General features: G+C 69.9%; 14 protein-coding genes. 6 read left to right on the top strand and 8 right to left on the bottom strand.

Going from position 1 to position 13,635, the window contains the following annotated elements:
• Nucleotides 1-157: 157 nt before the first annotated feature.
• The 3 genes from AB0M47_RS38630 to AB0M47_RS38620 all read right to left on the bottom strand — a co-directional run bounded on the left by AB0M47_RS38630 (nucleotide 158) and on the right by AB0M47_RS38620 (nucleotide 5,887).
• Nucleotides 158-3,871, bottom strand: coding sequence for a S8 family serine peptidase (locus AB0M47_RS38630; protein ID WP_363423065.1), 3,714 nt, complete (start codon nucleotides 3,869-3,871; stop codon nucleotides 158-160).
• Nucleotides 3,872-4,061: 190 nt separating this feature from the next.
• Entirely contained in the window at nucleotides 4,062-4,703 is a 642-nt protein-coding gene (gene prfH, locus AB0M47_RS38625; RefSeq protein ID WP_363423063.1) for a peptide chain release factor H, read from the bottom strand.
• Nucleotides 4,700-5,887 (bottom strand): RNA ligase RtcB family protein, encoded by a 1,188-nt coding sequence (locus tag AB0M47_RS38620; protein ID WP_363423061.1) that lies wholly within the window; start codon nucleotides 5,885-5,887, stop codon nucleotides 4,700-4,702. Before AB0M47_RS38620 ends, prfH begins: the two co-directional genes overlap by 4 nt.
• Nucleotides 5,888-6,278: 391 nt before the next feature.
• Here AB0M47_RS38620 and AB0M47_RS38615 point away from each other — a divergent pair, with 391 nt between their 5' ends.
• Nucleotides 6,279-6,686, top strand: a complete 408-nt coding sequence (locus AB0M47_RS38615; protein ID WP_363423059.1) for a hypothetical protein — start codon at nucleotides 6,279-6,281, stop codon at nucleotides 6,684-6,686.
• 67 nt (nucleotides 6,687-6,753) lie between these two features.
• Here AB0M47_RS38615 and AB0M47_RS38610 read toward each other — a convergent pair whose 3' ends face one another.
• Nucleotides 6,754-7,143 (bottom strand): MerR family transcriptional regulator, encoded by a 390-nt coding sequence (locus AB0M47_RS38610; protein WP_363423057.1) that lies wholly within the window; start codon nucleotides 7,141-7,143, stop codon nucleotides 6,754-6,756.
• A 58-nt stretch (nucleotides 7,144-7,201) separates the two neighbouring features.
• On the opposite strand from AB0M47_RS38610, the gene AB0M47_RS38605 reads away from it, so the two are divergent.
• Nucleotides 7,202-7,516 (top strand): putative quinol monooxygenase, encoded by a 315-nt coding sequence (locus AB0M47_RS38605; protein ID WP_363423055.1) that lies wholly within the window; start codon nucleotides 7,202-7,204, stop codon nucleotides 7,514-7,516.
• On the opposite strand, the gene AB0M47_RS38600 is transcribed toward AB0M47_RS38605, so the two are convergent.
• Nucleotides 7,497-8,627 (bottom strand): LCP family protein, encoded by a 1,131-nt coding sequence (locus tag AB0M47_RS38600; RefSeq protein ID WP_363423053.1) that lies wholly within the window; start codon nucleotides 8,625-8,627, stop codon nucleotides 7,497-7,499. The two genes, AB0M47_RS38605 and AB0M47_RS38600, sit on opposite strands and share 20 nt — an antisense overlap.
• A gap of 297 nt (nucleotides 8,628-8,924) precedes the next feature.
• Here AB0M47_RS38600 and AB0M47_RS38595 point away from each other — a divergent pair, with 297 nt between their 5' ends.
• A complete protein-coding gene (locus AB0M47_RS38595; protein WP_253749936.1) occupies nucleotides 8,925-9,512 on the top strand; it encodes a TMEM165/GDT1 family protein in 588 nt (195 codons plus the stop codon).
• Between the two features lie 15 nt (nucleotides 9,513-9,527).
• Here the strand turns inward: AB0M47_RS38595 and AB0M47_RS38590 are convergent, their stop codons facing one another.
• Complete coding sequence (locus tag AB0M47_RS38590) at nucleotides 9,528-10,352, bottom strand: alpha/beta hydrolase (protein ID WP_363423051.1); 825 nt, start codon at nucleotides 10,350-10,352, stop codon at nucleotides 9,528-9,530.
• 57 nt (nucleotides 10,353-10,409) lie between these two features.
• On the opposite strand from AB0M47_RS38590, the gene AB0M47_RS38585 reads away from it, so the two are divergent.
• The gene (locus AB0M47_RS38585) at nucleotides 10,410-10,859 is read left to right on the top strand and encodes a helix-turn-helix domain-containing protein (protein WP_363423049.1); all 450 of its coding nucleotides are present in this window, start codon (nucleotides 10,410-10,412) and stop codon (nucleotides 10,857-10,859) included.
• A 4-nt stretch (nucleotides 10,860-10,863) separates the two neighbouring features.
• Here AB0M47_RS38585 and AB0M47_RS38580 read toward each other — a convergent pair whose 3' ends face one another.
• Both AB0M47_RS38580 and AB0M47_RS38575 read right to left on the bottom strand, forming a co-directional pair.
• A complete protein-coding gene (locus tag AB0M47_RS38580; protein ID WP_363423047.1) occupies nucleotides 10,864-11,223 on the bottom strand; it encodes a hypothetical protein in 360 nt (119 codons plus the stop codon).
• Between the two features lie 247 nt (nucleotides 11,224-11,470).
• Nucleotides 11,471-11,827 (bottom strand): hypothetical protein, encoded by a 357-nt coding sequence (locus AB0M47_RS38575; RefSeq protein WP_363423045.1) that lies wholly within the window; start codon nucleotides 11,825-11,827, stop codon nucleotides 11,471-11,473.
• 303 nt (nucleotides 11,828-12,130) lie between these two features.
• On the opposite strand from AB0M47_RS38575, the gene AB0M47_RS38570 reads away from it, so the two are divergent.
• Together AB0M47_RS38570 and AB0M47_RS38565 are read left to right on the top strand one after the other, a co-directional pair.
• Complete coding sequence (locus tag AB0M47_RS38570) at nucleotides 12,131-12,619, top strand: SigE family RNA polymerase sigma factor (RefSeq protein ID WP_363423043.1); 489 nt, start codon at nucleotides 12,131-12,133, stop codon at nucleotides 12,617-12,619.
• Between the two features lies 1 nt (nucleotide 12,620).
• Nucleotides 12,621-13,517 carry a hypothetical protein gene (locus AB0M47_RS38565; protein ID WP_363423041.1) on the top strand — a complete coding sequence of 299 codons (897 nt, stop codon included), beginning with the start codon at nucleotides 12,621-12,623 and terminating at the stop codon, nucleotides 13,515-13,517.
• Nucleotides 13,518-13,635: the final 118 nt, after the last annotated feature.

Here is a 13,635-nt window from a genome sequence, read left to right as displayed (position 1 = left end):
GGCCTGCCCCCGATCGAGATCGACAAGGTCCTCGGCCGCACCTTCACCCGCGACGCCGCCAAGGGCACCCCGCTGAGCTGGGAACTGATCTGAGCCGGCCAGGCGTGAAACGCAAGGACGCCGGGGCGAACCCGCCCCGGCGTCCTTCATGGAACGATCACTGCACGCCGTACGCCCGCACGATGGTCTGCTGGACGCCGCTGCCGTGCTCGTCGGTCAGGTCGACCCGCAGCGAGACGTACTTGCCCGCCGCGGCCGACTGGTCGACGGTCGCGGTGAATCCGGTGCCCGATCGGGTCACCGGCGCTTCGACCCAGGTGGTTCCGTCGTCGAACGAGACCCAGGCGCGCGCGGCGGCGATGGTGCCCGCGTCGTAGTCGCGTTGCCCGGTCGCGCCGAAGCCCAGCTCGAATCCGGCGGTCGCCGGGGTCAGGCTGCGCTGGTCGGCGGGGATGTCGTAGGTCGGGACGAGCAGCGGCAACGCGTACAGGCCCGCGTCGGACGGGCGTGCCGAGTGGAACCGGAACGCCGTCTGCGTGCTGCGGTACATGTTCCAGCCCGGATACCACGCCTGGTTGGTGCTGAACCGGGCCGTCATGACGCGCAGCTCGTACGCGGCGTCGCTGTCCGGCACGTCCCAGAGACCCGACGGCCAGGCCGAGGTGCCCAGGCTGACGCCGTCGCGCAGCAGTTCCGCGTTGCCGACGTCACCGAAGGAACCGCCGCCACTCCAGTGGTCGGGGTCGCTGTCGCCCCAGGGCAGCATCGCCATGCCGATCAGGCCCTCTTGGCGTTCACCGATGTGCTCGGGCGAGTAGTCCGCCCGTCGGGTGCCGGTGGAGCGGACCGGGCCCTGGTACCAGTCGGCCGACCGGACCGAGCCGGCGGTGTAGACCCGTGGCTTGTCCACCATGGTCTCGGAGAAGATCCCGGCCCCGGCGACCATCGACTGCCACTGCCGGCCGGCCGTGAAGTACGCCGTCCGCGTCAGCGGCGCGCCGATCTTCAGGAAGGCCGACGCGATCGTCACGGGGAAACCGTCCCAGGCCGCGATCGTGAAGTCCAGCAGCGGCCGATCCGTACGCTGGGCGAAGAACCGCTCGTCGACCCGGCCAAGGTCCCGGTCGTGGACCTGCTTCGGGGCGTCCGGATAGGTCTTCTTGGTGTCGGTGAAGGCCAGGTTGTAGACGTACGGGCTGGCGGCGACCCCGTCCCAGGACAGCGTGACCGGACCGGCGGACAGCGCGCCTTGCACCGCAGCCGTGTCGGCCCCACTGAGGGTGACGCCCGGGATGGTGGTCGCAGCGGTGGAGATCCCGGTCCATCGGCCGGCCGCGGCCTGCCCGAAGACGACGCCCTTCGCGCCCGCGGCGGCGGCCGCGTTCATCACCGTCGCCAGGTTGGCCGCGCCGACGACGAACGCCAGCTTGCCGCCGACGCCCGCCGCGGCCAGCTCAGCGGCCGTGCCCTTGCCCGCCGCGACCAGGTCGGCCTGGCCGGATCCGTCGAACTTCACCGGCAGCAGCGGCCCGAAGGTCGGCGGCTGGACGTACTCCGGGGCGAGTGACATGCCGCTCGTGGAGCGCAGGCTCAGCTCCGGCGCGTACATGCGGTAGAAGGTGCCCAGGGTGAACGCTCCGTCGGTGACGGCATCGGTTCGCTGCACGTAGACGTCGTCGATCGAGGTGCCGCCCACCAGGCCGGCGGCCAGGTAGACGCCGTCCCAGTCCCGGACGTACTCCATCGCGGTCGACTGCGCCTCCAGCGGCCGTTCGCCCTGGACCCGTTGCTTCACCGCGTCGCGGGCGTCGAGGGTCAGCGTCCGGTCGACGTCGTCGGTGTTGACGCGCAGGTCCGGGTCGCCGACGAAGGTCAGCGACTTGACGAGGCCGTTCGCGTCGGTGGTGCCTTCGTCCCGGCTCGCGATGACACCGGTGATCGAGTAGTCGCCGTCCCGCAGCCGCAGCACCGGATCGGTGCCGAAGACCGTGAAGCGTTGGGCGGTGAGCCGGTCGGCGTCGACGACGTCCACGAAGGACGGCGAGGCGGGGGCGAGCCCACGCCGGTCGACGACGTGCAGCTTGACAGTGATGATGTGCGGTTCCAGGTACGCCCCGATGGCCGTGGTCACGGTGCTGCCGTCGGCGGCGGTGGCGACCAGGCGGGCGCCGATGTCGCCGTACGCGGCGGCGGTCTGGTTCTTGGCCGGGTCGAAGACGACAGGCACATCGGCCGTTCCGTGCGCCGGGACGGTGATCTTCGAGAGTCCAGGAGTGAACGTCCGGTTCTTCAGCGCCGTACCGTCTTCGCCGGTCGCGCCGACGATCGACAGGTCGAAGGCGACCGCCTCGGCACCGGTGTTGGTCAGCGTCACCGTCGTGGTGGACGGCTCCTGGTGCCGGTGCGGCCAGCTGAACGATCCGGCGTACGCCGTCCCCGGCCCGAACACGGTCGCGGTCAGCGACCGGTACGCGTCCACGACGCCGGTGCCTTGTGCGTACACCTGGGAGTCGGGGCTGGGCGTGGCCGCCGAGATCAGCGCGGTCTTGCGCTGCTGGGCGGTCCAGTCCGGGTGCCGCTGCTTGAGCAGGGCGGCGACGCCGGCGACGTGCGGGGTGGCCATCGACGTGCCGGACATGGCGGTGTAGCCGCCGGTGCCGAGCGCCGCCGCGACGATGTCCACGCCGGGCGCGGCGATCTCCGGCTTGACCGTGTGCTGCCCGGTGACCGGGCCACGGCTGGAGAAGTACGCCGTCTTGCCGGCCGAGTCGGCCGCCCCGACGGTGAGCACGTCGGCGGCGCAGGCCGGCGCGCTGATGGTCTGGAGCTTGCCGGTGTTGCCGGCGGCGATGACGAACAGCGACTTCGACTGCTGGGCGAGCTGCTGCGCGGCCACCCCGACCGGGTCGGTGCAGTCGGTGCCGACGCTGCCGCCGAGGCTCAGGCTGATGACGTCCGCACCGGAGTCGACCGCCCACTGCATGCCGGCGATGATCCAGGAGTCCTGGCCGCTGCCGGAGTAGTTGAGCACCTTGCCGACGAGCAGTTTCGCGCCCGGCGCGACGCCCTTCTCGGCTCCGCCCGAGGCCGCGCCGGTGCCGGCGATGGTGGAGGCGACGTGGGTGCCGTGGCCGTGCCGGTCGACGGCTCCGCCGCTGTCGGTGGTGAAGTTCTTCGAGCCCACCACCTGCCCCGCCAGGTCCGGGTGGGTCGCGTCGTATCCGGTGTCGAGCACCGCGACGGTCACCCCCGTCCCGTCGAACCCGGCCGCCCACGCCTGCGGGGAGCGGATCTGCGCGTTGCTCTCGGCCATGTCGGCGGTGACCTTGCCGTCCAGCCACAGCTTGCCGATCACCGGGCCGACGTCGTCGGTCAGGTCACGCCACAGGTCAGCCACCTTCTCCTTGTCGGCCGTCAGCGCGACGGCGTCGGCGACGGGCAGCGTGGCGGTGACGCTGGTGCCGTCGAGCGCCGCCGGGGCCGTGCGGCTCCGGGCGACTTGTCCCGCGTACGTCGCGAGCAGCGGAAGGTCGTCGGTGGTCGCGTCGTCGTAGCCCTGGCGGGCCAGCGCCGTGACGTTGAACAGCTCCTCGTCGAGCCGCCCCTGGCTGATCAGCGGCATGGCCTGCGCGGGGATGACGTAGAGGTCGCCACGGAACTGGCGCGTGACGTAGCCGTCCTGTTCGGTCGCCGGTCCGGGCAACAGGGTGGCCGACGGATGGCCTTGGGCGTCGGTGGTCAGTACGGCGCGGTCGCCGGTGATCAGGGTGATCTCCCGGCCGGCGGTCGCGGCGGTCGTGGCGGCGGTCGAGCCGACGAGCGGGTGGCTCTCCGCCGCCGTCGTGCGCTCCGGCACGGCGAGGACGGTCATGGTCAGGGTGGCGGCAGCGGCTATGCGTGCGACGCGCGCCCGTCTGGAATGGACATGCATGTGGGGGTTTCCTTCCGCGTGCGCAGATCCTGGCTAGGGATCCTGACAGCGGCGGGTTTCCCCCGGATACGTTTCCGGCTGGCGGCTTTGCGCAATGACGCAAAACCGCCAGTCATCTACAGTGGACGAGCTAGGGGCGTTCGACCCGTGTCGGGTTGCCCCGGACCAGCTCGTCGTGGATCTTCCAGCGGTCGGCGACCAGTTCCCGCCCGGCCGCCGTGTCGCGGTCCTCGATCCGCGTCCGGAGCAGCTGCAACGCGATCCTCCGGTTCAGCGCGAACTGACGTTCGGTGTCCACCACGACGACCATCCCCGTCGGCCGGTGCGTCGCGCGTACCGCGGTGCTGGCCTTGTTGCGATGCTGGCCGCCGGGTCCGCCGGTGCGGCAGGCCACGATCTCGACGTCGGACTCGGCGAACCCGATCCGCTCGGCGTCGAGCTGGCAGGGCTGCGCGGTGACGTACCAGTTCTTGCGCCCGACCGTCCGGTAAGGACTCGGCGCCTGCCAGCACAGCGTGCCGGTCCAGCTCGCGGCGAACGTCTCGGCGGCGGCCGGATCACGATCGCCGCCGATCGCCCCGTCGCTCGCCCCGTCGATCGCCACGAGCACCGACAGCAGCGTGCCGGGCCGCTCCCCCGGCACGCTCTCGACCCGGCGGGTGGTCACCCCGCGTCGCGCGGCGTCGGCTTCCAGCCGCCGGGCCAGCATCGCCACGGCCCACGCGCATTCCTGCGGCCCACGTCCAGCCGACAACAGCAGGTGTACGCTCACCGCCGTCCCCGCTTCCGCCGGTCGCGCCGGGCATCCTGGTCGGCGCTGCCCACATCGGCGGTCTTGAACGTGACGAGGGGAATCGTCGTGGCGATCGGCGTCGCGAGCCGATGCTCGACCAGGTCGCCGATCACCTGCTCGATCCGCTTGTACGCGGTCGGCGCCTCCTCGAACAGCAGCTGCCGTTCACCACAGACGACCACCGAGCCGACCGGCGTACGCCGCAACTCCTCAACGGTGTGCTTGGCCCGGCCACGCCGCAGCGCGTCGGCGCGGGACATCTTGCGCCCGGCCCCGTGCGCGACGGAGTAGTTGGCTTCCGGGCCGGCGTGCGTGGCGACCAGGTAGGACGGCGTACCCCGGGTGCCGGCGATCAGCACGTCGCGCCCGTCGCCCCGGGCGGCTCCCTTGCGGTGCAGGTACGCGCCGTCGCGTACCTCGACGAGGTTGTGGCATTCGTCGACGATCGGCGGCAGCGGTTCCGCGCCCAGGGCGTACGCCACCCGCGCCGCCATGAGCCGCCGGTTGAGCGATCCCCACCGGACGGCGTCGTCGTGCGCGGCGAGGTAGGCCGCCGGGTCGGCGGCCGGACCGGCCCCGTGGACCTCGGTGTGCTCGCGCAGAATCCGCTCGCCGAAGCCGCGCGATCCGCTGTGGACGATGAGGACGAGGTCGTGCTCGGCTAGCCCGAGGCGCTCGGCGTGCGCGGCGGCGAGCACCGGGCCGACCCGGGCCAGCTCGACGAAGTGGTTGCCCCGGCCGACGGTGGCGAGGCTGTCGCGATGCCCAGCCGGGATGGCCGCAGCAGGGTCGCCGTCGACCACCGACCAGGCCGGGTCCTCGGCGTCGGCCTCGGGGTCGAGCGGCACGTCGAGGTCGGGGAATCGGGCGGCGAGCTTCTCGGGCACGACCCGCTTGAGGCGGATGGGGAAGACGGCGATGCCGCATCCGATGTCGGACCCGACGAGCAGCGGATAGAGCACCGACGACGACATGGCCGCGCCGATCGGCGCGCCCTTGCCGGGGTGCAGGTCGGGCAGGCCCGCGACGTGGATCATGCCGGGCAGCGCCGCGACCTGGTGGCACTGGTCGACCGCGTCGGACTCGATCCAGCTGGTGGGGGCGGCGAACACGGTGACGGTGGCCGTACCGGACTCGGTGACGGCCGCAGAGGGCTGAGACAAGGAGAGACGCTCACTTCGCAACGGGAGACGGATTCGAGAAACCGGGAGGGTGCGCGTCAGTACGTCATGCCATGAGGATCGCCGAAACCGCCTGCCCGGCCAACCGATTTTCGCCCCGGCCATCCCTTGGGCGCCGGGCGTCTGCTCGCGGGTATCGTGCTGCTGATCTGGTTCCGGCGACGGCCGCTGACAGCCTGACGACACTGTCTGGCTGGAGTGGACAGCGGGGGCCACACTGGGGGCGACCGCACGCTAGATCCACTCTGCTTGATTCACTTTGCTAGATCCACTCTGCTAGATCCACTGGGGAGACTCCGATGCCGAACTCCGACGATCCGACCGGCCGGTGCACGGCCAGGCCGCCGTTCCGACCACGGTGCAGGAATACCCCGTGACCGCGGTCCCCTACCAGACCCCGCCGCGCCGCCCGGCGGTCAAGATCCTCACCGGTGTCGTGGTGGTGCTGGTCGTGCTGCTGACCGCGGTCACCGGCTACTTCGTCTCCGCCGACAAGGCGCACCGGGAGCGCGAGGACCAGCTGGCCGTCCAGGTGGCCGACGGACAGCGCAAGGTCCAGGAGATGCAGGCCGAGGTCGCCGCGGCCAAGGCGGAGGCCGAGGCGGCCAAGGCCCAGGCGGCGAACACCTCGGAGGGGTCCGACACCAACAAGGTCCAGCAGCTCAACAGCTGCACGGACGCGTTGAAGAGCGTGCTCGGCGCTCGGTCGGGCGCGGACTTCGCCAAGGCGTACAAGGCGATGCAGGAGCTCTGCAAGATCGCCGGCATCCCGCTGTTCTGACGGATTCCGCTGTTCTGCCGATCCGCTGTACCGACGGCGGCCCCGGCTTTCGGCGTACCAGCTGGGCCTAGACGACAGCGAGGGCCCGCGTGGAGTCGGCGAGAATGCCGCCGAGCGCCACGCGGGCCTGCGTGAGATCCGCGATCCGCGAGTCGAGGTCGGCGAGCTGGACCCGCAGATGATCCAGGACGCAGGCCTGGAGTTCGACGCCGTCCCCCGCGAAGCAGGGCATGAGGTCGCGGATGACCCGCGTGGGCAGCCCGGCGGCCAGCAGCGTCCGGATGCGAGCGACGGCGGTGACCGCGTCGGGGCCGTAGTGGCGATGGCCGCCCTCGCTGCGCTGGGCGACGAGCAGGCCCTGCGCCTCGTAATAGCGCAGCAGCCGGATGGCGACGCCGGTGCGCTCGGACAGCTCGCCAATCTTGAGGCGGCTCAGCTTGAGATGGCCCGGCTCCATGTGACCCGCCTTACCCGACCTTGAATCTGACACTGATGTCAGCTCGTACGGTGATCATATGACGACGAAATCAGCAGCGCCCATCGCCCTCTACGGATTCCTCACCGCCAAGCCCGGCCACGCCGACGTCCTGCGGCGGCAACTGACCGACCTGGTCGAGCCGTCGCGCGGCCACGAGGGCAACCTCCAGTACCACCTGCACGAGCAGACCGACGGCCGCTTCTTCCTGTACGAGCAGTGGCGCAGCCAGGCCGACCTCGATCGGCACAACGCGACCGACGTTTTGCGGGAGTTCCTGGCCGAGGCGCCCGAGCACCTCGACGGCGGGCCGGAGGCGTACTTCGGCGAGCTGCTCAGCTCGCCGGTTGGCTGAGGAACTCGGGGTTGTCGGTGATGAAGTCGCCCAGGGTGTCGGTCTTCACCGCGGCCAGCATGTCCTTCGTCCCCTGGGTGATCCCCTCACAGCTCTCCCCGCCGAGGTCGTAGCCGCAGGAGGCGTAGGTGCCGCCGTTCGTCTTCAAGGTGATCAGGTCGGCGGCGCCCAGCGACTTGAGCGAGAAGACGAACGTGTCCAGCTGTACGCCCTTGGTGTCCATCTTCAACGAGGAGCCGGCGGCCTTGACGACCTGTGACAGCTTGCCCGGGTCGCCGAGGACGCCGGCGCTGGTCGCCTTCTTCGCCAGCGACTTCAGCAGCTGCTGCTGGTGCTTCTGCCGGTCGTAGTCGCTGTTGGGCAGCCCATAGCGCTGCCGCGAGTAGTCCAGCGCCTCCCAGGCGGCCATGTCGCGGCAGCCCTTCTTGTGGATCCAGCTGTTGGACAGCTTGTGGTCGCCCTTGTAGCTGTAGTACTCGGGCTGCCCCTTGGCGTTCTTGATGTAGTGGCTCGACCAGGTGTCGCGGTCGACGCACATGTGTACGCCGCCCATGGCCGCGATGACGTTCTTGAAGCCGTCGAAGTCGATGACGATCACGCCGTCGAAGGTGATCCCGGCGAGCTGCTTGATGGTCTTCTGCATCAGGCCGGCGCCGCCCTGCCAGCCCGCGCCGCGCTCGGACCCGAACTGGTACGCCGCGGTGATCTTCGCGACCCGCCCCTTGAACCCGGACTTCGTCCAGGCCGGGATGGGCAGCGCGAAGTCACGGGGAACCGAGATCAGGTACGCCTGCTCGTGGTCGGCCGAGATGTGCAGGATGATGATCGTGTCCGACCGCGCGTCGTCGGCGGCCCAGCCCTGCCGATGGTCGATGCCGAGCAACAGCAGCGTGATCGGGCCTTTCAGGGCCTTGTCGTTGCTGACCTTTTCGACCGCGGCGGGCGATTCCTCCGTGGTGCCGGTCTCGATGCCGCTCGTCAGGTCGCCGAAGAACTTGCCGACCATGGCCAGCCCACCGAACCCGGCCAGGCTGACCAGCAGCCCGAAGGCCACGACGAGCCGGGCCCAGATCGGTGACCGCGTCTTGCGTACGCGCCGGGACTTCGTCATCGTCGCCTCCCCGTTTCTGTGTCGTCAGGGAGACGGATCCGGGACGCTAAAACGTTGCCCGTGGCGTTGATCACGTCGCCGCGCGCCGATCCGGCCTTCGCCGTTAGCCTTGGGCACAGCGAAGGGGAGTAGCCCCCACACGGAGTGGTCGACACACTGGTCCCCCGGGACCCGGCCCTCCGGCCCGCATCCGGCTTACCGGGCGCGGGTGGGCGAGACCTTCGGCTCAGGCAGCAATGCCGGGTCGAGGTCGTCGCACGCGCTCTCCTCCCGGCATCCATCCCCGGGAGGACGCAAGTGGAAGGTTTCCTGGTCGCGCTCGCGATCAGTTTCGGCGTGATCTTCGTCGCCGAACTCGGCGACAAGTCGCAGCTCATGGCCATGACGTTCGCGACCCGTTATCGCGCGACGACCGTGCTGGCCGGCATCAGCATCGCTACCGCGGTGGTGCACCTGGTCTCGGTCGCGGTCGGTTACGGACTCGGGGCGGCGTTGCCCACCGGGTGGATCGGTCTGGCGGCCGGCATCGCGTTCCTCGTCTTCGGCGCGTGGACGCTGCGCGGCGACAGCCTGACCGAGGACGAGAAGGCCAAGGCCGGGCGCACCGGCCGATCGGCGTTGTGGGCCGTCGGCGGGGCGTTCTTCCTCGCCGAACTCGGCGACAAGACGATGCTGGCCACGATCACCCTGGCCACCCAGCACGGCTGGTTCGGCACCTGGATCGGCTCGACGATCGGCATGGTCGCCGCCGACGCGCTGGCGATCCTGGTCGGCCGCTGGCTCGGCAAGGCGCTGCCGGAGAAGGCGATCAAGTACGGCGCGGCCGTCCTGTTCGTGATCTTCGGCGTCTGGCTGCTCGTCGACTCGATCGGCCAGCTCACCTGAGCCGCGCCCCGGCGGTCACTTCAGCAGCTCGACAACCTTCTCGCCGAACGCGCGCGGATGGGTCAGGTTGCCGTTGTGACCGCCGGGGAAGCGTACCGGGGCGACGTCGAGATGTTCGGCGAGCGCCAGCGCCGCCAGGTAGTCGAACCCGTCGCTCGGGCTGGTCGCCCCGACCGCCGGGATCACCGGCGCGTCGCGCGCCACGTCGGCCAGGCTCAGCGAGTCGGTCAGCGCCGCGTCGAGGTCGTTGCGCAGAAAGAACTCGAAGTTCGCGGCCCGCTGATCGGTGAACGGGAACCGCGTGATGCCAGGCTCGGTGTCCTGCTCGCGCGGGTTGATCCCGAGCACCGCCGCGACCTGCGCGGCGGCCGCCCGCCAGCCGCTCTCGCGGTGCACGGCCACCACTCCCGCCAGCTTCTCGCGGGTCGCTCGCTCCTCGGCCGGGTCCAGGAAGCGCACTGCGATCGGCTCGTGGGCGATCAGTTTCCGCACAATCCCCGGGTACGCCGACAGCAGGTGCAGTCCAACGGCGGCCCCGAGGCTGAGTCCCAGCATGAGCACCGGTCCGTCGGCGACTTCGCGGAGGACCGCCGCCGCGTCGTCGGCATGCCGCCGCAGCGACACCGGGGCAGCGGGGTCGGCCGGGATGCTCCGCGACAGCCCACGCCGGTCGTAGGTCACCACCGTGAACCGGTCGGCCAGTCCGCCGACGAGGTCCACCGTACGGTCGGCGTCGCCCTCGCCGCTCTGCGAGACGAACAGCGTCGGCCCGGAGCCGGCGACCTGGTAGTGGATGCGAGCGCCGTCGGTGGTCAGGTAACCGTTCCTCGTGTCAGTCATGATCAGGACCGTAGTCCATCATTTCTGATGCATCAAGAGTGATGTACTCTGGATCACGTGAGACCCGTCGAACTGATCCTGCTCGGCCGAACCCTGATGAAGCTCGGCGAACAGGCGCTGCCCGCCCCCGAAAGCGGCCCGACCGGCGGCGAACGCACCGTCGTGATCGTCATGAGCGACGTGTACGCCCATCCCGGCACCACCGTCGTGGAGGTGGCCCGGCGTACGGGCCTGCCGCAGAGCGCCGTGTCCGGCGCGGTGGCCCGGCTGCGCGAGGTCGGCTCGGTGGTCGCCGAACCCGACCCGGCCGACAAACGGCGGCAACTGTTACGCCGCAACCCCGAACTGACACCGCGCCGGCAAAAGGTGGCCACAGCCGGCATCGACGACGCGGTCGCCGCCGCCCTCGGCGAGCACTCCCCCGCCGACCTGGCCGAAGTGCTCGCCGCCCTCGAAACGCTCGGCCGGCGCCTCACCCCCGAAACGATCGCCCGCCTCCGCCCTTGACGGTTCAGCGCAGCCCGTCGAGCACCCAATCGCCGCAGCGCAACTGGGACGCGCTCGGCACCTCCCTGTCCTCGACACATACCCGAAACTGCACCGTGTCCTCAGGTTTCAGCAGGTTCGGCCGGATGACCTTGGGTAACATGTGCTGCCGACCATGGCAGGTCCACCCCTTCGAGTTCGCCCACTCCTCCGGTTCGGCGAGCACGCCGGAGATCCGCAGCTGCAGTACCGCCGATCGGCCGTCCTGCCGGCCGTCCATGAGAAGGAACAACGAGCTCTTGCGGTAATACTCAGCAGTAGCCACCTGATCGCCGACCTGCGCCACGGCGTCCGGATTGTTGTCGACCGGCTGGCAGCTGACCATCGGACCGTCAGGAGCGAAGCTGACGGGGGCACGCGGAAACCACGCCGTCGGACTCCCGCCGTCCGGCCTAGCATTCGCAGTGTCCGCAGCCAGACAGAGTGTCAGCACGCACCCCACCAAAGCGCTCACACGATTGGCTGTCTTGGGAGGCAATGAGCGTCGCTCAACCGTTATGAACTGAACATTTCCGTCGCCGACCTGGCCGCCGACAGCGTGGGAGACGGTTAGAACTCTGGCCGATGGGGCGCTACCCGTCACTCCGGACGTGGATTGTCTGTTGATTGTGGTCTCCCACCATGATTCCGGTCGAACTGGCAATCCTCACGGTGGTCCGGCCATTCTGCCGGCCGAGAGTGGCGAGCAGTTCGGCCGCTTGGTGTACCACCGGATCGGTGCTGTGAACGTCACTCAGCGCAGCGATGAGCGCCTGCGGATCACCCACGATGCCGGCAATCAGTGACTCCGTGTCGGATGCCGAGGTCCCGTCCCGCTGCAGTCGCCTGATCACCATCATCTTCAGGGCCGCATAACACTCGGAAACCGCGGTGGCGGTTGTTGCAGTGATGCCAGCAGAAGTGCCGGCCTGGAGGGCGGCGACCACCATGTCGGCACCTTTAAGGTCCACTGACGACTCCCTTCCGGGATGAGTGCGCTGCCACCTTACTGTCCAATCTCCACGGCCGCGCACCACTGACCTCGCGCCATCACTCGGCCGGGTGATGGCAGGTCGTATGCGCGGAACGATTCTGTGAGGCGAATCTTCGGCGCATGATCTTGGGAAACGGACATAAATCGCATACCCAGGGCGCAGAAGGGCGCGCCGCTGCGTGGTTCGGCCGCTCGGGATTCACCGGAATGTGGCGTGGATTCGTCTCAACCTTTGCGGGGGCTCGTGCGTACTTGATGTGTGACGGATGCCGGGCAGGACAAGGACGCCGAGTTCGCGGAGTATTTCGCCGCGCGCGCGGCGCAGCTGCGCCGAGTCGCGTACGCGCTGTGCGGGGACTGGCACCTCGCCGAGGATCTGGTCCAGCACACGTTCGTACAGCTGTATCGGCATTGGCGACGGATTCAGGCGACCACTCTCGATGCCTACACGCGACGGACGCTGCTCAACGCGTACCTGAGCAATAGAAGGGTGAGCAAGCGCGAACGGATCGTGGCCGACGTGCCGGACCACCCCGGAGCCGAGCCGTCCGGCGGGCCGGAGACCGACGTGCTGGCGCTGCTCGCGCAGTTGCCGCCGCGGCAACGCGCGGTGATCGTGTTGCGGCATCTGGAGGACCTGCCGATCGCCGAGGTGGCCGAGTTGGTGGGGATCAGCGAGGGCTCGGTGAAGAGCCAGACCTCGCGGGGTCTGGCGTTGTTGCGGTCGCGACTGGTCGAGGAGGCGTGAGATGACCGAGGACTGGTTCACCGACGCGTTGCGCGAGCAGATCGGGCGGGACGAGCCGCCGCTGGGCATCACGGCCCGGCAGGCGATCTCGGCCGGACGCCGGAAGCGGCGCGCGGAGATGTTGCGGATGGCCACCGCCGCGATGGGCGCGGGCGTGGTGCTGTTCGGCGCGACCTTCTACTTCGAGCCGTTCGGCGGCGGTCCCGCGGCGGGCTCGTGCGACACGGCAGTGCCGACGAACGCGCCGACACCGCTGCCGACCGGCTCCGATTTCCCGTTCGGGGACAGCGTTCCGTACGTCGGGCCGAGCGTGCCGGCAGCGGATACGCAGTATCCGACCGACCTGCCCAGCGAAAGCATCCCCGCGCAGAACACGGATCAGCAGGAGCCGTTGTCGCCGGAACGGCTGGACCTGTTCACCTGCGCCGTCCGCCGCAGTGTCGTGGCGGCGTTGCCGGACACCACGTTCGCTCAGCTGCGGGACGCGTACTGGACGGGGCCGCCGCCGCTGACCGCCGGAACCTCGACGACGTTCAACGGGGTCGCCGGGGTGCTGGCCGGCGCGGCAACGACCGATCGGCTCGGCCGGGGCTCCATCGTGATCGAGGCCGGGCACGTCGACCTGCGGCCGGAGGCGGATCGCTGCACCACCGGCTCGCTGTGCAGTCTGCGTACGGGGCCGCATGGTGAGGTCATCGAGGTGTATCCGACCACCGGTGACGGCGGCATGATCGGCTACGTCCTCTACGTCTACACCGGACAGACCGCCGTCGTGGCGCGTACGCACAACACGCCCGACGTCGAGGGACGGTGGCCGGTCAGCCGGCCGACCCCGCCGGTCACCCTCGACCAGCTCATCACTATCGCCTGCGACCCCGACCTGGTGCTCTGGCCGTAGCTCTTGGGCCGGCTCGGCCCCGCCCGCTCGGCCCGCCCGCTCGGCCCCGCCGGCTTTGGGCGCTGGATCAGGGTTCTAGGTCGAATCATGGAGAAAGATTCGACACGGAACCCTGATC

The organism is Hamadaea sp. NPDC051192 (assembly GCF_040682475.1).
GTDB classification, from domain to species: domain Bacteria; phylum Actinomycetota; class Actinomycetes; order Mycobacteriales; family Micromonosporaceae; genus Hamadaea; species Hamadaea flava.
Note: the sequence above shows the minus strand (reverse complement) of the source record. Positions and strands in the feature narration are given on the sequence as shown.